This window comes from Nonomuraea sp. 10N515B, assembly GCF_052245915.1.
In the GTDB taxonomy this organism is placed as follows: domain Bacteria; phylum Actinomycetota; class Actinomycetes; order Streptosporangiales; family Streptosporangiaceae; genus Nonomuraea.
Genome location: NZ_JBQQBQ010000004.1, coordinates 401,509 through 418,393, shown reverse-complemented (window position 1 = coordinate 418,393; position 16,885 = coordinate 401,509). Strand labels below are relative to the sequence as shown.

15 protein-coding genes are annotated in these 16,885 nt (G+C 70.0%); 6 read left to right on the top strand and 9 right to left on the bottom strand.

The window, feature by feature from the left end; all coding sequences use genetic code 11:
* Positions 1–282: 282 nt before the first annotated feature.
* On the top strand, positions 283–507 hold the full coding sequence (locus ACTWQA_RS08440; RefSeq protein WP_443158703.1) for a hypothetical protein: 225 nt from the start codon (positions 283–285) through the stop codon (positions 505–507).
* 36 nt (positions 508–543) lie between these two features.
* On the opposite strand, the gene ACTWQA_RS08435 is transcribed toward ACTWQA_RS08440, so the two are convergent.
* The 8 genes from ACTWQA_RS08435 to ACTWQA_RS08400 all read right to left on the bottom strand — a co-directional run bounded on the left by ACTWQA_RS08435 (position 544) and on the right by ACTWQA_RS08400 (position 11,120).
* Positions 544–2,769, bottom strand: a complete 2,226-nt coding sequence (locus ACTWQA_RS08435; protein WP_443158702.1) for a family 43 glycosylhydrolase — start codon at positions 2,767–2,769, stop codon at positions 544–546.
* Complete coding sequence (locus ACTWQA_RS08430; RefSeq protein WP_443158701.1) at positions 2,766–4,229, bottom strand: sulfatase-like hydrolase/transferase; 1,464 nt, start codon at positions 4,227–4,229, stop codon at positions 2,766–2,768. Before ACTWQA_RS08430 ends, ACTWQA_RS08435 begins: the two co-directional genes overlap by 4 nt.
* Positions 4,226–5,194: an aliphatic sulfonate ABC transporter substrate-binding protein gene (locus ACTWQA_RS08425; protein WP_443158700.1), complete on the bottom strand. Its 969-nt coding sequence runs from the start codon at positions 5,192–5,194 to the stop codon at positions 4,226–4,228. Before ACTWQA_RS08425 ends, ACTWQA_RS08430 begins: the two co-directional genes overlap by 4 nt.
* A gap of 28 nt (positions 5,195–5,222) precedes the next feature.
* Positions 5,223–5,993, bottom strand: a complete 771-nt coding sequence (locus tag ACTWQA_RS08420) for an ABC transporter ATP-binding protein (RefSeq protein WP_443158699.1) — start codon at positions 5,991–5,993, stop codon at positions 5,223–5,225.
* Positions 5,990–6,790, bottom strand: a complete 801-nt coding sequence (locus ACTWQA_RS08415; RefSeq protein ID WP_443158698.1) for an ABC transporter permease — start codon at positions 6,788–6,790, stop codon at positions 5,990–5,992. The genes ACTWQA_RS08420 and ACTWQA_RS08415 overlap by 4 nt, the downstream gene beginning before the upstream one ends.
* On the bottom strand, positions 6,787–8,001 hold the full coding sequence (locus ACTWQA_RS08410; protein ID WP_443158697.1) for an ROK family protein: 1,215 nt from the start codon (positions 7,999–8,001) through the stop codon (positions 6,787–6,789). The genes ACTWQA_RS08415 and ACTWQA_RS08410 overlap by 4 nt, the downstream gene beginning before the upstream one ends.
* Positions 8,002–8,166: 165 nt before the next feature.
* Entirely contained in the window at positions 8,167–9,648 is a 1,482-nt protein-coding gene (locus ACTWQA_RS08405; protein ID WP_443158696.1) for a protein kinase domain-containing protein, read from the bottom strand.
* On the bottom strand, positions 9,645–11,120 hold the full coding sequence (locus ACTWQA_RS08400; RefSeq protein WP_443158695.1) for a protein kinase domain-containing protein: 1,476 nt from the start codon (positions 11,118–11,120) through the stop codon (positions 9,645–9,647). Before ACTWQA_RS08400 ends, ACTWQA_RS08405 begins: the two co-directional genes overlap by 4 nt.
* A gap of 152 nt (positions 11,121–11,272) precedes the next feature.
* Here ACTWQA_RS08400 and ACTWQA_RS08395 point away from each other — a divergent pair, with 152 nt between their 5' ends.
* A complete protein-coding gene (locus ACTWQA_RS08395; RefSeq protein WP_443158694.1) occupies positions 11,273–14,131 on the top strand; it encodes a beta-galactosidase in 2,859 nt (952 codons plus the stop codon).
* Here ACTWQA_RS08395 and ACTWQA_RS08390 read toward each other — a convergent pair.
* A complete protein-coding gene (locus tag ACTWQA_RS08390; protein ID WP_443158693.1) occupies positions 14,128–14,460 on the bottom strand; it encodes a putative quinol monooxygenase in 333 nt (110 codons plus the stop codon). The genes ACTWQA_RS08395 and ACTWQA_RS08390 overlap by 4 nt on opposite strands.
* A 160-nt stretch (positions 14,461–14,620) precedes the next feature.
* On the opposite strand from ACTWQA_RS08390, the gene ACTWQA_RS08385 reads away from it, so the two are divergent.
* The 4 genes from ACTWQA_RS08385 (at position 14,621) to ACTWQA_RS08370 (ending at position 16,869) form a co-directional block, all read left to right on the top strand.
* Positions 14,621–15,535 (top strand): ABC transporter substrate-binding protein, encoded by a 915-nt coding sequence (locus ACTWQA_RS08385; RefSeq protein ID WP_443158692.1) that lies wholly within the window; start codon positions 14,621–14,623, stop codon positions 15,533–15,535.
* A complete protein-coding gene (locus ACTWQA_RS08380) occupies positions 15,532–15,912 on the top strand; it encodes a hypothetical protein (RefSeq protein WP_443158691.1) in 381 nt (126 codons plus the stop codon). The genes ACTWQA_RS08385 and ACTWQA_RS08380 overlap by 4 nt, the downstream gene beginning before the upstream one ends.
* Positions 15,905–16,261, top strand: coding sequence for a hypothetical protein (locus tag ACTWQA_RS08375; protein WP_443158690.1), 357 nt, complete (start codon positions 15,905–15,907; stop codon positions 16,259–16,261). Before ACTWQA_RS08380 ends, ACTWQA_RS08375 begins: the two co-directional genes overlap by 8 nt.
* 71 nt (positions 16,262–16,332) lie before the next feature.
* Positions 16,333–16,869: an ABC transporter permease gene (locus ACTWQA_RS08370; protein WP_443158689.1), complete on the top strand. Its 537-nt coding sequence runs from the start codon at positions 16,333–16,335 to the stop codon at positions 16,867–16,869.
* Positions 16,870–16,885: the final 16 nt, after the last annotated feature.

Sequence of the window (16,885 nt, the reverse complement as noted above, 5' to 3'; positions counted from 1 at the left end):
CGCCGCCAGCGCCATCGAGCACGTCCTGGCCTGGTCAGCATTCCGCCGCCTCCACCAGGCCCGCGCCCGGCTCAGCCACTACCGCCGACGCGGAGATCCACTACCTCAAGATCTCTGAATGTAGTACTGGTAGGTGCTGTCACGGTCTCCTGGGTTTCATAGCGCCTCTGCCGCCCTGACCACGGGAGCGGATCAAGTTCGGGGTGCTGGTTCTGTTGGGCGTCTTGTGGGTGACGTATCCGCTCACCGTGCTGTCCACCCTCAGTATGTGAGGGGTCGTTCATGGCCGGTGATGGCGGCGCCACCGGTGTCCCCCATCGGTTCGCCGACTGGCTTCCTCTCCGGGAGCTCATCCTGTTCGTTGCCGCGAACCTGCAGGCCATCGGCCTCGTCCTGCTGGCCCGCCGGGATACGACCCGCTCCGCGTGCTTGACGTCCGGGAATCGTGTTCTGGCCGGAGCCCGTGGCACCTGGATGGTGCGGATCTCCTTGCGGCCGCGGCCGTAGGTCGTCCATTCGATCGGGACGTCCTTCCAGATAGGCTCAGTCGCGATAAATCCGGACGTAGTCGAACTTGGCGACGGCACCCGACCGGTTCATCGAGACGAGCCCGATCTTGAGCTGGTTCTTCGCAGGAAGCGTCCACACACCGTTATGGACCCACTTCGAGCCGTCCCGGCTGGTCGCCGCGCGCACCTCCACCTCGTTGTTCGCCGCGTCATAGTGATACGACATCCGCAACCACATCGTCGAAGCCGCCGGCCCGCCGAACATCGGCCCGTTGAAGACGGCGGTCGGTGGGGTGGTCGTCGGCCGTTCGCCCTCCTTCAGGAACTCGCTCACCTGCAGCACGGCCCCGTTGCCGCGGGCCAGCGGCAGCACCGAGTGAGCCATCTTGAAGTAGCGGTCGTCGTTCTCGTACAGCACGAGGCCGGCCTGCTGGTTGCCCTGGGTCGGCGCGAAGTCGAGCTTCGTCTCCACCGTGTAGTCGCCTTCCGGCGCGTCCCGCAGCAGCACCGACGCCGTGTTCGTGGTTCGGTGCAGGTCGGCGTTCTGGGTCGGCCAGGACAGGGCCCCGTCGGAGACGGTCGCGCCCGTCGCCGGGCCGCGGACCCACTGCCAGCTCGCGTCGATGGCCGTGCCGTTGAACTCGTCGCTGTGCTCCGGCAGCAGTTCGCCGGGGGCGGGCTCAGGCACCCGCGTGGCGACCGGCGTGTAGAGCTTCGCGGCACCGACGTTGTCGGCGTCGGCGGTCCCGCGGGCGACCGCGCCGACCGTGCCCGGACGGGCGGCGGCCGGCGGCAGGCGGCGGGTCTGCACGGCCACGGGGTCGCCCAGCTTGTCGCCGCTTACCTGTACGGTCAGGTCGAGGCCGCGGAGCTCGGCCACCACCGTGTGCCAGGTGCCGAGGTCGAATCCGGCGGGCAGCGGCGTCACCTGGCGGCCGCGGCTGACGCCGCCGATCAGCATGTCGGTGACCAGAGCGCCCTGGTCGCGGTCGAGCCAGGCCGTTACGTGGTTGAGGCGGTTGACGTGGGCGAGCGTGAGCCCGGCCGCGCCGGATGCGACCCGCAGGTCGGCTTGGGCTCGGACGTTGGCGCCCGGGGTCTTCTTGCCCGACGTCAGGTAGGACAGGCCGCCCGTGTGGGAGGCGTAGCCGTGGGCGTCCTGGTCGGTCTTGGTCGACCAGCCGGGTCCGGGCTGCCAGCCGGCGAACGAGCCCTCGCCGAACGTGCCGCCCGTGTCGTACGAGGCTGCCGGCGCGGGCTGGGGGCCCTCGGACGGGCCGGCGCCGGCGCGGACCACCGGCCAGCCGTCGATCCAGTCCAGCCGGTCGATCAGTAGCGGGCGCTTGGTCAGGCCGGCCGGTCCGTTGACGATCGGCGGGAAGTCGGGGTCGGCGGTCGAGATAGCGTGGTAGATCAGCCAGTCCTGGCCGGACAGGTCGGTCAGGAAGCCGCTGTGGCCGGGGCCGGCCCAGCGGTTGCCGTTCGCGCCGACGACGATGGCGCCCTTGGTGGTCAGCGCCATCAGGTCCACGCCCTCGTCGTCCGTGAACGGGCCCAGCGGGCTGGTGGCGCGGCCGACCTTGACCTGGTAGCCGCTGTAGGCGCCGTCGCAGCAGCCGGCGTCGGAGTAGAACAGGTAGTAGAAGCCGCCGCGGCGGACGACGTAGCCGCCCTCCATGCGGCGGCCCCTCGCCACCTGTGTCACCGGGCCTTCGACGCGGGTGGCGTCGGCGTTCATCCTCGCCACGCAGAGGGTGTCATAGCTGCCCCAGTAGAGGTAGTGGGCGCCGTCGACGTCGGTGAACTGGGCCTGGTCGATGGTGAAGGTCGGGCATGCGGCCTGGGGCGCGGCCGGGATCACGTCGCCGTGGTCGGTCCATGGCCCCGTGGGGGTGGGCGCGGTGGTCAGGCCGATGTCGCCGGAGGCGAGGGAGTAGTAGAGGTAGTACGTGCCGCCTATGTAGCGGATGTCGGGCGCCCAGAGGCGGGCGCCGTTGTGCCAGGCGGGCTTGGTCTGCGGGGTGAAGACGTCCCCGGCGTGCTCCCAGGTCACCAGGTCCTTCGAGCGCAGGATCGGCAACATGCGCTCGCCGGCCTCGCCCTTGCTGTTGAAGACCGGGTTCTGGGTGCCGTACGCGTACCAGAGCCCGTCGCGGGCGTGGATCACCGTCGGGTCGGGGAGACTGTCGACCGCGCCTGCCGAAACGGGATTGGTGAACAGGCCGGACAGCAGGGCGGTGACGGCTAAGACGATCTTCATGGGCTCTCTTTCTCGAAGGAGCTCAGCGTGGGGTCGTAGTCGAGGGCGCCGATGTCGTACATCGGGGTCATCCAGTGGTAGAAGTTGTCGCCGCGCTCGCGCAGCAGGTCGTACAGGCGGCGCATGAGGCGGCGGCGGACCGGGGCCAGCTCGGGGTGGGTGTACCGGTTGCTGAGCTCGTGCGGGTCGGCGTGCAGGTCGTACAGCTCGTTGACGGACTCCGGGTTGACGACCAGCTTGTAGCGGTCGTCGCGGATCATCCGCTGCGGATAGGGGAAGTGGTGGCCGTGAAACTCGGCCAGCAGCTCGGCGGGCCATTCCGGGTGTTCGCCGCGCACCAGCGGGACCAGGCTGCGGCTGTCCACGGCCGGCTTGGTGTCGCAGCCGGCCAGGTCCAGGATGGTCGCGGTGCAGTCGGTGAGTGTCACGAACTCGTTCCTGACCTGCGGTTGCGAGCTGGGGATGCGGACGATGCCGGGGATGCGGTAGATGTCCTCGTACATGGCCGGGCCCTTGTCGTGCAGGCGGTGGGCGCCGGTGAACTCGCCGTGGTCGGCGGTGAAGAAGACCGACGTCTGGTCGGTCAGCCCCAGCTCGTCCAACCGGTCGAGGATGCGGCCGAGCTGCTGGTCGATCAGCGTCACGTAGCCCCAGTAGACGGCGATCAGCTTGCGCGTGACCTCGATCGGGATCGTGTCGAACGTCCAGTGCTCGCTGTAGTTCCGCTGCACCGGCGGCTTGCCCTCGAACGTCTCGGCGATCGACGGCGGCAGCTCCACCAGGCTCGGGTCGTACATGTCGAAGTACTCGTCGGGCAGCAGGTACGGCAGGTGCGGCCCGAAGAAGTGGGTGGCCAGGAAGAACGGGCGGCCGTCGGCGGCGTAGCGGTCGAGGTGCTCGATGGCCCGGGTCGCCAGATAGTGCTCGAACGTGGCCTCCGCCGGCTGGTGCAGCCGCGCCGCGAGCAGATTGCCCTGGTTGCCGTTGGGGGTGGTGCCCCGGATCAGGTCCGAGATCCGGTACGGCGGCAGCCCCCGCTCCTCCAGGTACGCCAGATAGTCGGGATGGTCGACCGGGTTGTGCCAGCCGGGCAGGTCGGGCCCGTCGAAGCCGTACGAGGCGGCGTTGCGGCTGGTGCCGCCGTGCCACTTGCCGATCAGCCCCAGGTTGTAGCCGCGTTCCTGCAGCGCGCCGGGGAAGGTGAACGCGTCCTCTCGCAGGTCCTCCAGGTAGCCGACGTTGCGCTCGTAGTTCGCCAGCAGCCGATGCCGGAACGGGGCCTGCCCGGTGAGCAGGCTGGCCCGCGCCGGCGTGCAGATGGCCGTGGGCGTGTAGAACCGATCGAACCGCGTGCCGGTGGCGGCCAGCCTGTCCAGGTTGGGCGTGGCCACGTGCGGGTTGCCGTAACAGCCCAGGGTGTCGACGCGGTGCTGGTCGGTCATCAGGAACAGCAGGTTCACTTGCTGAAGGCCTTTTCGTAGAGGTCGCCGGTGTAGTACGTGGCCGGGTCCGGCCGTGACTTGAGCTGGCCGGTGCCGACGAAGAAGTCGCCCAGGCTGTTGAGCCACTTGGCGACCGTGCCGTCCTTGGTCTTGGCCACCAGGTCGGCCGTCGGCATCGTCTGGACGTTGGCGGCGTCGGCCTTGACCTTGGCCGGGTCGAGCTTGAGCAGCGAGGCCGCCTCGGTGATCGACTCCTCGGGGTGCGCGGCCCGCCAGTCGTTGGCCTCCTGCAGCACCTTGATCACCTTGTTGGTGAGCTCCTGGTCCGTCTTGGGCCCCGACACGAACGCGGTCGGGAACGAGTTGTCCGGGAACTCCTTGGTGCTGGCGAGCTCGACCGTGCCGGGCACCTTCTGCTTGATCGTGTCGATCAGCGGATACCAGATGCCGGCCCCGTCGATCTGCCCCGACGAGAACGCCGACACGACGGTGGCCGGGTCCATCGGCACCTTCTGGATGTCCTGGGCCGTCATCCCGGCCTTCTTCAGCGCCAGGTTGAGCACCATGTCGCCGGAGGTGCCCTCGGGCACGCCGACCTTCTTGCCCTTGAGCGCCTGCATGGAGGTGACGCCGGGGCGGCCGATGACGCGGTCGGCGTACGCGAGCGTGTTGATCGCGATGACCTTGGCCTTGCCCGAGGCGGGCAGCCACATGGCGCCGGGGCCGATGTAGCCGAAGTCGAGGTCGCCGGCGCCGAGCGCCTGGATCTGCAGCGGCCCGTTGGTGAAGACCTTGATGTCAGGGGTGAGCCCCTGCTTCTCCCAGAGGCCCTGCTTGTCGGCGATGGCCAGCAGGCTCGCGCCGTTGTAGTCGCTGATGTAGCCGAACCGGACCGTGGTGCCGTCGTCGGAGCAGGCGGTCACGGACAGTGTCAGCAGGCTCACCGCTGTGGCGGCCGTCAGGGCGCGGCGAAGAGAACGCATGGCGGATCAGTCCTTTCCGGGGGGTGGTTTAGGCGGCTGGGACTTGGTGGTACACGCTGTGCCAGACCTCGTTGCGGATGCGCCCGAACTCGGGCGACAGCCGCATCTCCTCGGTCCTTGGGTACGGCAGGTCGACGTCGACGACCTGCTGGATGCGGCCGGGCCTGGCCGCCATGACGATCACGCGCCTGGCCAGGTAGACGGCCTCATCCACGTCGTGGGTGATGAACATGACCGTGCGCTGCTCCTGGCTCCAGGTGTCGAGGAGCTGGTCCTGCAGCTGCACCCGGGTCAGCGCGTCCAGCGCGCCGAACGGCTCGTCCATGAGCAGGACCTGTGGGTTGACCGCGTACGCGCGGGCGATCGCGCACCGCTGCTTCATCCCGCCGGACAACGTCTTGGGCAGCGCGTCGGCGAAGTCGGACAACCCGACGAGCGCGATCGCCCGCTCCGCCCGCCGCCTGCGCTCCTCGGCCGGGAGCTCGGCCAGCTTCAGCCCGAACTCGACGTTCTTGCGCACGGTCAGCCAGGGGAACAACGCGTACTGCTGGAAGATCACCCCGCGCTCGGGCCCGGGACCGGTGACCGGCACGCCGTCCACCAGCACCTCGCCCGAGGTGGGCTCGACCAGCCCGGCCGCCATGCTCATGAGGGTGCTCTTGCCGCATCCGGACGGGCCCACGACCGTGACGAACTCCCGGTCGGCGATGTCCAGCGACACCTGGCTCAGCGCGGTGAACGTGCCGTCCTTCATCGGGTAGGTCTTGACGACGTCGCTGAACGAGATCTTGGTGGTCAACGTCGCTCCTGCCAGTCGGTGAGGTGGCGCTCGGCCAGCAGCAGCAGCCGGTCCATCAGCAGGCCGAGCACGCCGATGGCGATCAGGCCCACGAAGATCGTGGGCAGGTCGTAGTAGAGCTGGGCGTTCTGCATGCGATAGCCCAGGCCCTCCTGGGCGGCGATCAGTTCGGCGGCGACCAGCGTGCCCCAGGCCGAGCCGAGCCCGACCCGCATCCCGACCAGGATGAACGGCGTGGACGCCGGCACCACGACCTTGAGGAAGATCGTCCGGTCGGACGCGCCGAGCACGCGAGCGGCGTTGATCAGCGTCTTGTCCACGTCGACCACGCCCTGGAACGTCGCCACGACGCTGGACAGGAACGACGCCAAGAAGATCACGAAGACCTTCGGCACCTCGCCGATGCCCATCAGCACGATGGCGAGGGGGATGATCGCCAGGGGCGGGATGGTGCGGAAGAACTGGACGTACGGCTCCAGCAGGCCGCGCGCGGTGGCGTACCAGCCCATCAGGAAGCCGATCGGGATCGCCAGCAGGGTGCCGAGCAGGAAACCCAGCAGCACCCTGCGCAGGCTGGCGAGCGCGTCGTCCAGGAGCGTGCCGTCCGCGATCAGCTCGCCTGCCTTGGCCGCCACCTCCAGCGGCGTCGGCAGGCCCTGCACGCCGACCGTGGCCAGCAGCGTCCACACGACGAGGCCGATGACGACGGCGAGCAGGTTGAGCGTAAGGGCGCGGCTGGAGCGCCTGGGCTCGCGCCGCGCGACCGCCGACTTGCCCAGCGCGGTGAGCTGGGTCATGACTGCCTCGAATGGTTCATGGATTCCTCTTGCGCGAGATCGGGCCCGGCCGGATAGCGGGAGAGCAGGGGGGATTCGTGCAGCACGAGGGCGATGCCGCCGAGCGCGCCCGCGGCCTCGCCGAGCGTCGCGCGGCGCAACGTGATCCGGTGCCGGGAGATCGGCATGACGCGCGCGCTCATCGTCCGCTCGATCGGCTCCAGCAGCGCGGCGCCGATCTCCGCGAGCTCGCCGCCGATCACGATGACGCTGGGGCCTATGGCGTTGCACAGGGCCGCGAGCACGCCGCCGATGTTGGCGCCGACGCCCTCCAGCAGGCCGAGCGCCGTGGCGTCGCCTGCCTTGACGGCCTTGATCAACTCGGGGACGTCGTCGGCCCGGCCGCCGGCGGCACGGTAGGCGTCGAGCACGGCTCTTATCGAGGCCACGGTCTCCAGGCAGCCGGAGCCGCCGCAGGAGCAGGGCGAGCCCTGCGGGTCGACCATGATGTGGCCGAACTCGCCGGACAGGCCGTATGCGCCGCGATGCAGCGACCCAGCGATCACCAGCCCGCCGCCGACGCCGTGGGACAGCCGCAGGTACAGCACGTCCTGGCCGCCCGCGGCCGCGCCCCAGATCGCCTCGCCCAGCGCGGCCAGCCGGGCGTTGTTGTCCAGCAACACCGGCACGCCGAACCGCTCCCGCAGCAGCACCTGTGCGGGATGCGGGGTGTCGTCGTCCTCGGGGGAGTCCGGACCGCCGACCGGGCCGACCACGCCGACGCCGATCGCGCTGAGCGCGCCCAGCCGCAGGCCGCCTTCGCTGAGGGAGCCGACGAGCCGCTCGGCCAGGTCCACCCGCTGCTCCCACGGCAGGTCGGCGTCGTGCGGCTCGCTGGCCGCGCCGACGATCTCGTGCGCCAGGTTGATGGCCGCGACGTGCAGCGCGCGGCGGGCGAAGTCGATGCCGATGGCCTGGCCTGCGTCCGGGTTGAGCGTCAGCGTCTCAGCCGGCCGGCCGCGGCCGCGCGGCATGTCGTCCTGCTGGGTGGCGGTGACGACGGCGCCGGTGGATATGAGCTCGGCGAGGATGTCGTACAGGGTGGTGCGGGACAGCCTGCAGAGCTTGCCCAGCTCGCCGCGGCTGAGCGGACCGTGCTTGCGTAGCAGGCCGAGCACGAGCTCTTCGTGCCCGCGCCGCAACTGTGACAAGGGGCCACGGGGTTGTGACATACCGCCGAGTCTGCCCACCGCCGCTGTTTTTCGTCAATAACCCGGAAAAAAACATGCTGAGTGCCGCATGGTGCTCTGAAGTGGGAAAACGCGGCTGTTTAGGGGTTGGCGAGAGTTGTAACTTTCCCGTAACGTGCCGGCGCCCACGCGGGCCATCGGCGTGCGCTAGGACAATCGCTCGCACACCCGGAACGACACTCTCCTGGTGGCCCGCGAGGGTGTCAGCAGGTGGTAGACGATAGTGTGCGACCCCGGCTCGAAGGCGCCGAAGGGGTTGCGCCGGTCCTTGGTCGTGCCGGTCACCCAGCCCGTCTGCCGTCCCTCGTCCTGGCCGTCCACCACCCAGCGGTAGGTGTACTCCGTCTGCTTGCCCGACGGACCCTTGATCGCGGCGACCGGGAAGAGGCTGGGCGACCAGCAGCCGTCCGCGCCGACCTGCTGACCCTCCAGCGTCAACGACACCAGGCGTACGGTCGCCGCGGCCGCCGTCGTGGTCGCGGGTTTCGACGGGGACGTCGTCGGTTTGGGCGTCGACGAGCGGCGGGAGGGGGTGGGGGTGGAGCGGGCGGTCCTGGTGGGGCGGGTCTTCTTGGCCGGCGCGCTGGGGGTCTTGTCAGTGTCCAGGTTCTTGGCCGGTGGGCTGGTCATGGTGGCCTGGTCCGTGGGGGCCGACGGGGTGGGCGCGGCCGTTGTCGCCGGGGCGGGCATCCACGTGATCGCCCCGGCGACCAGGGCGGCGGACACCCCCAACGCGCCGACGCCCGCCAGCAGTGCCTTCCAGCGCTGGCGCCTCGCGGGACGACCCACCGCACCGCCTCGGTGGCCGGCCGTACTCCCTCCGTGGCCTGTCGCGGCATCCGGCGTGCCGGTGGGCGGGGCGCCGATGAGCCGGAGCAGGACGTCCTGCATGGCAGGCCGGGCGGCGGGGTCCTTGGCCAGGCAGGACAGTACGATCGGACGCAGCGGACCCGGCAGGTCGCCCAGGTACGGCTCGTCGTGGAGGATGCGGCGGATCACCGCGGGCAGTGAGTCGTTGCCGAACGGCGGGCTCCCTGTCGCGGCGAACACGATCACCGACGCCCACGCGAAGACGTCCACGGCGGGACCGAGCGGGGCGCCCGCGAGCTGCTCCGGCGCCATGTAGGCGGGCGTGCCGACGATGCTGCTCGTCACGGTCAGCGAATGGCCGGACGCGCGGGCGATGCCGAAGTCGATGACCCGCGGCCCGTCCCTCCCGAGCAGCACGTTGGCGGGCTTGAAATCGCGATGCACCACCCCGGCCCGGTGGATCGCCGCCAGCGCGGTCGCGGTCGCCACCGCGAGCCGCTGCAGGTCGGCCCCGGCGTGACGGCCCGCCTGCTGGAGCGAGGGTCCTTCGACGTACTCGGTCACGATGTACGGCCGGCCGCTCAGCGACGCGTCGAGCACCTGGGCGATGCAGAACGGTTCCACCCGGCGCGCCGCGTCGATCTCCTTGGCGAAGCGATGATCAGGGGCCGGGCCGTCAGCCAGCACTTTAACCGCGACCGGCCGCCCGTCGGGAGCCCGGCCCAGGTAGACCACCCCTTGGCCGCCCGCGCCCAGACGCCCCAGCAGCCGGTACGGGCCCACGGCCGCCGGATCTTCCGGCAGGAGCGGGTCCATCATTCGCTCCCCGTGGGGCAGATGGTGAACGAGAACGTCTTCGACACCGTCTGGGGCGAGGTGAGGCGGAGGACGACCCGATGGGGACCGTCCGACTCCACGAGCGGGCCGGTGACCTGCCGGGTGTAGGTGTCGGCGATGACGGACTCGGACCGCTGCACCACTCGCCCGTCCAGGACCCATTCGTAGCGGAACGTGGTGGACAGCTTGGTCCCCTCCACCAGGCCGGAGAGGTTGCCCTGGCCGAACACGCAGTCAGGAGTGTCGGCATGTCTGGGGCCGATGATCCGCACCCAGACGATCCGGAAGGAGCCGCTGCCCGATCGGGGTTTCGCCGATGACCTCGTCGGGCTGGGAGCGGTCTGCGTCGGCTTCACGGTCTGCGTCGGCTTCGTGGTCCGTGTCGCGGTCGGCTTCGTGGTGGTCGACGGTTTCGGGGTGGAGGGACGTTTGGTCCTTTTCGCGCTCTGGCGCGTTTTCGTGGGGGACGGCGTCGCGGCAGGGGTGAACGCCAGCGGCTGCTTGGTCGGTTGCGAGCCAGGGACGCCCCAGACGATCGTGGCCCCCCAGGCGAGGGTGGCCGCGACCGCCAGCGCCCCCACGCTGGAGATGCCCGCGACGAGCGCCGTCCTGCTCCCGCGCCGCCCGGGAACGGTGGACGGACCGCGGCCATCGGCGCTGTGCGCAGCAGCCGGGGCCTGTCCGCCCAGGAGCTGCAGCAAAACGTCCCGCATGGCCGGCCGGCGCGCCGGATCCTTGGCCAGGCACCCCAGCACGATCCCGCGCAACGGGTGCGGCAGGTCGCCGAGCTGCGGCTCGTTGTGCAGGATCCGATTGATCACCGCGGGCAGTGAGTCCTCACCGAACGGGGGCGTCCCGGTGGCGGCGAACACGATCACCGATGCCCACGCGAACACGTCGACGGCCGGCCCGATCCGCTCGCCGGCGAGCTGCTCCGGCGCCATGTAAGCAGGAGTCCCCACGATGCTGCTGGTCGCCGTCATCCCCGCTTCGACAGACCGGGCGATCCCGAAGTCGATCACCCGGGGTCCACCCCGTCCGAGCAGCACGTTGGCGGGCTTGAAGTCGCGGTGGACGATGCCGGCCTGATGAATGGCCGTCAGCGCGGTCGCGGTCGCCACCGCGAGCCGCTGCAGGTCGGCCCCGATGTGGCGCCCGGCCTGCTGGAGGGAAGGCCCTTCGACGTACTCGGTCACGATGTACGGCCGGTCGCTCAGTGAGGCGTCGAGCACCTGAGCGATGCAGAACGGCTCCACCCGGCGCGCCGCGTCGATCTCCTTGGCGAAGCGCTCGTCGGCGAGTCCCTCGCGGAGGACTTTGACCGCGACCGGCCTGCCGTCGGGCCCCTGGCTCAGGTAGACCACGCCTTGGCCGCCCGCGCCCAGACGCCCCATCAGCCGGTAGGGCCCTACGGCAGCGGGGTCGCCTTCCCGGAGGGGTTCGACGGGCGACATGGGACTCCTGTGACAAGGCTTACGGGATCTTGGGCACCATAGCGGGAAATGTCAGGCCGAGTGAGGCAGTCGCGTAAACGAGACCCTCACGCGGTCCAGGGCGCCCGCGTGGGTCGTTGACTTTTGTTTGGCGTATCGCCAAATTAAATGCCATGAGGCGGACCATCTCGGTACTCCTGGCCATGCTGCTGACCTGTGCCACTCTCGTCGCGCCCGCTCGCGCCGCGGCCGCGCGCGAGGTTACCTACGACCGGTATTCGCTGATGGTGGACGGCCGCAGGGTCGTGCTGCAGGCGGCCGAGTTCCACTACTTCCGGCTGCCCAGCCCGCGGTTGTGGCAGGACGTGCTGGAGAAGTTCAAGGCGGCCGGGTTCAACGCGGTCTCCCTCTACTTCTCATGGGCCTACCACTCACCGAAGCCCGGCGTGTACGACTTCACCGGCGTGCGTGACGTGGACCGGCTGCTGCGGATCGCGTCCGAAGCTGGGCTGTACGTCATCGCGCGGCCGGGGCCGTACATCAACGCAGAAAGCAGCGGCGGCGGCCTGCCCGCCTGGGTGAAGACCGTGCCGGGGCGGGCCCGCAGCAGCGAGAGCGGCTACCAGGCCGCCTACCGGGAGTGGCTGCACCGGATCAACCCGATCATCGCCAGGCATCAGGTCACCGAGGGCGGGCCGGTGATCCTCTACAACGCCGAGAACGAATACCAGGTCAACACCGACGCCGCCTACATGCAGGACATCCAGGACCAAGCGCGGGCCGACGGCATCGAGGTGCCCATCACGACCAACGACTGCTGCGACGGCGGCAGCTGGAGCTCGACCTGGGCGACCGGACCCGGCGCCGTGCAGATCCCGGGCATCGACGACTACCCGCAGTCCTTCGAATGCGCCAACCCCGGCCTCTGGGGGCCGTGGGGTGAAGGGCTGACCGAGCGGCTGCGGGACGACATCCCCGTGTTCGCCGCCGAGTACCAGGCCGGCGCGATCGACGTGGGCGACGCGGGCTACGACAAGTGCCGCGAGCTCACGGGACCGGCCTTCATGAAGTATTTCTACAAGAACAACCTGGTCACGACCGGGGCGACGATGTTCTCGTACTACATGGGGTACGGCGGCACGAACTGGGGCTGGCTCGCCCAGCCCAACGACGTGTACACCTCCTACGACTACGGCGCCCCGATCACCGAGGCCCGGCAACTGACCCCCAAGTACGACGAATTCAAACGCCAGGGCTACTTCCTGCAGGCGGTCGCGCCGCTGGCCAAGACCGACCCGGTCGCCACGCCGCCGGCATCCGACAACCCGGCCCTGACCACCGTGGCGCGCGCCAACCCGGACACCGGCACCGAGTTCGTCCTCGTCAAGCACACCGACCGGGCCGCGACGAGCACGGACACCGCCACCCTCGACTGGGCGGGACACCGCGTGCCCGTGCAGGTCAAGGGACGTGATGCCCACGTGCTCGTCGGCGAGTACGACCTCGGCGGCCAGCGCCTGGTCCTGTCCACGTCCGAGATCATGACGCACGCCGCCATCGGAGGCCGCGACGTCGCCGTCCTCTACGGCGCCGCGGGCTCACCGGGCGCCACCATCCTGGGGTACGGGTCCGAGCCGCGCGTCACGGTGCTCGAAGGCCGCGTGAGCAGTTCCTACGCGGGGGGCGAGCTGCGGCTCGACTACAGCCACGAAGGGCTGGCCCGTGTGCTGGTCACGGGAGGCGGGCGGCGACCGCTGCTGCTCCTGATCGGCACGGATGAGGAGGCGGCGAGGTTCTGGCGGGCGGACACGGATATGGGCCCGGTGCTGGTGCGCGGCACGGATCTCGTGCGCTCGGCGTCCGTGAACAGCGACACCGTACGCGTGGTGGCCGACGTGGCAGGGAACACCACGCCCATGGCGGCCGGGAATGCCGCGAACCCGGCGGTGGAGGTGTTCGCGCCGCCCGCGGCCCACCGGCTGCGGATCGGCACACACGACGTCCGCGTGACCCGCACGCCGAGCGGCTCGCTGCTCGGCTCGGCCCGCGCCCCCGAACCGGCCCCGATGCCCGAGCTGACCGCCTGGCGCATCCGCCCCGAGGCCCCTGAGGCCCGGCCCGGGTTCGACGACTCCCGGTGGACGCGCGCCGACCGCACCACGACCACCAGCCCGCACCCGCCCAAGACCCTGCCCGTCCTGTACGCCGACGACTACGGCTACCACTACGGCAACGTCTGGTACCGCGGCCACTTCACCGCCACCGGAGCCGAGACCACCATCGACCTGAACGCGATCACCGGCAAACGCGGCAACTACCTGGTGTGGCTGAACGGCCGCTACCTCGGCTCGGCGGCCGGCGGCGTGCAGGCGGACTCCGGCGACCAGTGGACCCCGCCCAACCCCGACCCCGGCCCCGGCCACTTCCCCATCCCGGCGGGCGCGCTCAAGCCGGGCGCGGACAACGTGATCGCCGTCCTCGTCGCCAACATGGGCCACAACGACGACTGGATCGCCGACGACCTGCGCTTCAAACAGCCACGCGGCCTGGTCGGCGCCTCTGCCGGCGGCACCCCGATCTCCTGGCGCATCCAGGGCGCCGCCGGGGCCGATCCGGTGCGCGGCGGGCTCAACAACGGCGGCCTGTACGGCGAACGCACCGGCTGGCACCTGCCGACCTATCCCGACAAATCCTGGAAGAACGCCACCCCGGCCGCCCCCTTGACCCCCGGCGTCACCTGGTATCGGACGTCCTTCAAGCTCGACCTGCCCCAGGGCCAGGACGTCCCGATCGGACTCCGCTTCGGTGGCGACCCCTCACCGGCGTACCGCGTGCTGATCTTCCTCAACGGCTGGAACGTCGGCCAGTACGGCGGCGACATCGGCCCGCAGAAGGAGTTTTCGCTCCCGGCCGGGCTGCTGGCCGAGCGCGGGACCAACACCCTCGCCCTGGCCGTCACCGCCGAAGAGCCGGTGCCCGCCGGCCCCGGCCCGATCAGCCTGTTCGCCTACGGCAACGTCCGCGTGGACTAACCCCGCGGGGGCACGGCCAGTTCGCCGAGCTCCGACCAGTCGTCCTGCGGGACCGCGGCGTTGACGATCCGCGGCGTCTCGGCCAGGTAGTCCGGCAGCGTGCGCTGGGCCTGCTTGAAGTGGTCCGACTGCACGTGCGCGGCCCCGGCCGCGTCGTCGCGGAACGCCTCGACCAGGACGTACTCGTTCGGGTCGTCAAGGCTGCGCGACCAGTCGAACCACAGGCAGCCGGGCTCGGCGCGGGTCGCCTCGGTGAACGCGGTGGAGATCTCCGGCCAGCGGTCGGCGTGCTCGGGCAGGATGCGGAACTTGGCGGTAATGAAGATCATCGGCCCTCCATAGATCGGTACGGCCCGAGCTTAGCGACGGCCGGATTTCATGTATGTCATGTAGGAAATAGAGCTCAAACCTGCCCTCATCGCCGCGCTGCTGCCCGCCGTCCTGGCCGGTTGCGGCGGCGCCGAGGCGACATCCGACTCGGAGGTGAAGGTGCTGCGTTACCAGGGCACCGCCGGCGCCGTCACCTTCCCCGAACTGGCCGCGGAGCTCGGCTATCTCGGTGACCTCAAGCTGAAGTGGGTGGGCAACACCACCTCGGGACCGCAGGACATCCAGTCCGCGGCCACCGGGCAGACCGACTTCGGCGGCGCCTTCGACGGCGCGATCATCAAGCTCAAGGCGGCCAAGGCCCCCATCAAGGCGGTGATCGGCTACTACGGCTCCGACAAGGACACCTTCAACGGCTACTACGTCAACGAGAACAGCCCCATCAAGACCGCCCGCGACCTCATCGGCAAAAAGATCGGCGTCAACACGCTCGGCGCGCACCACGAGGCCGTCATCAAGGAATACCTCAGGCGCGCAGGGCTGACGCCCGACGAGATCAAGCAGGTCCAGCTGGTGGTGATCCCGCCGGTCAACACCGAGCAGGCCATCCGGCAGGGTCAGCTCGACGTCGGCACGCTGGGCGGCGTGCTCAAGGACAAGGCGCTCGAACGCGGCGGGCTGCGGCCGCTGTTCACCGACGTGGACCTGCTCGGCCCGTTCACGGCCGGAGCCATCGTCCTGCGCGAGGACTTCATCGCTGACAACCCGACCACCACCAAAACCTTCGTGACCGGCTTCGCCAAGGCCGTCGAATGGGCGCAGACCCACTCCCGCGAGGAGGTCATCGCCACGTTCGAGCAGATCATCGCCAAGCGCGGCCGCAACGAGAGCGCCGACACCGTCCGGTTCTGGAAGAGCACCGGCATCGCCGGCAAGGGCGGCGTCATCGCCGAGAAGGAGTTCCAGACCTGGATCGACTGGCTGCAGCGCGAAGGCGAGATCAAGCCCGGCCAGGTCAAGGCGGCCGACCTCTACACCAACGCGTTCAATCCCTACGCCGGCGGGAGCGGATCATGAGCAAAATCGACATCAGGAACGTCAGCAAGGCCTTCCCCGTCAGGGACGCCGGCGAGCCGTTCACCGCGCTGGACGCGCAGACCCGCGAGTCCCTGCAGGAGGAGCTGGTGCGCGTCTGGCAGCACACCGGCAAGACGGTCATCTTCATCACCCACGGTATCGACGAGGCCGTCTACCTGGGGGAGCGGGTCGCCGTGATGACCTCCAGGCCCGGCCGGATCAAGGAGATCGTCGACATCGCGTTCGACTCGCGCGAGGGCGACCTGCGGGCCGATCCGGTCTTCGGCGAGTACCGGCACCACGTGTGGAAGCTGCTGCGTGACGAGGTGGCGGCGGCGCAGGTTCAGGAGCGCGAGGTGGCGATCTCCCATGGCTGACACCCGGCAGGACACGCCGCCCGGCGAACTCCCTTGGTACGACCTCCCAGACGACGAAGCACGCGAAGAGCACGACGAAGCACCTGACGACGTCCACGAGGACGACGCACGTGCGGACGCCGGTCCCGGGCCGGACACCGCGCCGCCGCCGGCCCCGCCGGGCGTGGCGAAGGCCCGCCCGGAGCGCGTCTGGGGAACGCTCCGGCGGGCCGTCAGGCGCGGCACCGTGAACTCGACGGCCATCCTGCTCCTCCTGGCCGCCTGGGAGATCCTGCCCAGGCTCGGCGTCCTGGACCGCGTCTTCGTCCCCCGCTGTCGGAGGACCTCGCCGCCTGGTACGACCTCCTGATCAGCGGGCAACTCCCCGAGCACCTGCAGGCCTCCCTGGCCCGCTCCCTGGCCGGCTTCGGCCTGGCCATCGTGCTGGCCATCCCGCTCGGCCTGCTGATCGGCTGGTACCGCCCGGTCTCCGACTTCCTGGTTCCGCTGCTCGAGCTGTTCCGCAACACCTCGGCGGTGGCGCTGCTGCCGGTGTTCACGCTGATCCTCGGCATCGGCGAGACCACGAAGATCGTCTTCGTCCTGTACGCGTGCTCGTGGCCGATCCTGCTCAACACCATCAGCAGCGTGCGCACCGTCGAACCCCTGCTCATCAAGTCGGCCAGATCCATGGGCCTGGGCCCGGTCCGGCTGTTCCAGAAGGTGATCCTGCCCGCCGCCGTGCCGACGATCTTCACCGGCGCGCGGCTGGCGGGCGCGTACTCGATCCTCGTGCTGCTGTTCGCCGAGATGGTCGGCGCCAAGGCGGGGCTCGGCTACCTCATCCTGGACACCCAGTCGAGCTTCCGCATCCCCGACATGTACGCCGGCATCATCACGATCTCCGTGCTGGGCCTGCTGTTCAACCTGCTGCTGGTCGCCGTCGAGCGCCGCTTCTCCACCTGGAGGACCACGTGACGAGAAAGCTTCACCT

Bases quoted from the DNA above. Each gene is read 5' to 3' on its own strand.
- ACTWQA_RS08435 (WP_443158702.1), bottom strand. From the start codon at position 2,769: ATGAAGATCGTCTTAGCCGTCACCGCCCTGCTGTCCGGCCTGTTCACC.
- ACTWQA_RS08375 (WP_443158690.1), top strand. From the start codon at position 15,905: ATGGCTGACACCCGGCAGGACACGCCGCCCGGCGAACTCCCTTGGTAC.
- ACTWQA_RS08400 (WP_443158695.1), bottom strand. From the start codon at position 11,120: ATGTCGCCCGTCGAACCCCTCCGGGAAGGCGACCCCGCTGCCGTAGGG.
- ACTWQA_RS08390 (WP_443158693.1), bottom strand. From the start codon at position 14,460: ATGATCTTCATTACCGCCAAGTTCCGCATCCTGCCCGAGCACGCCGAC.
- ACTWQA_RS08415 (WP_443158698.1), bottom strand. From the start codon at position 6,790: ATGACCCAGCTCACCGCGCTGGGCAAGTCGGCGGTCGCGCGGCGCGAG.
- ACTWQA_RS08405 (WP_443158696.1), bottom strand. From the start codon at position 9,648: ATGATGGACCCGCTCCTGCCGGAAGATCCGGCGGCCGTGGGCCCGTAC.
- ACTWQA_RS08410 (WP_443158697.1), bottom strand. From the start codon at position 8,001: ATGTCACAACCCCGTGGCCCCTTGTCACAGTTGCGGCGCGGGCACGAA.
- ACTWQA_RS08395 (WP_443158694.1), top strand. From the start codon at position 11,273: ATGAGGCGGACCATCTCGGTACTCCTGGCCATGCTGCTGACCTGTGCC.
- ACTWQA_RS08380 (WP_443158691.1), top strand. From the start codon at position 15,532: ATGAGCAAAATCGACATCAGGAACGTCAGCAAGGCCTTCCCCGTCAGG.
- ACTWQA_RS08425 (WP_443158700.1), bottom strand. From the start codon at position 5,194: ATGCGTTCTCTTCGCCGCGCCCTGACGGCCGCCACAGCGGTGAGCCTG.
- ACTWQA_RS08440 (WP_443158703.1), top strand. From the start codon at position 283: ATGGCCGGTGATGGCGGCGCCACCGGTGTCCCCCATCGGTTCGCCGAC.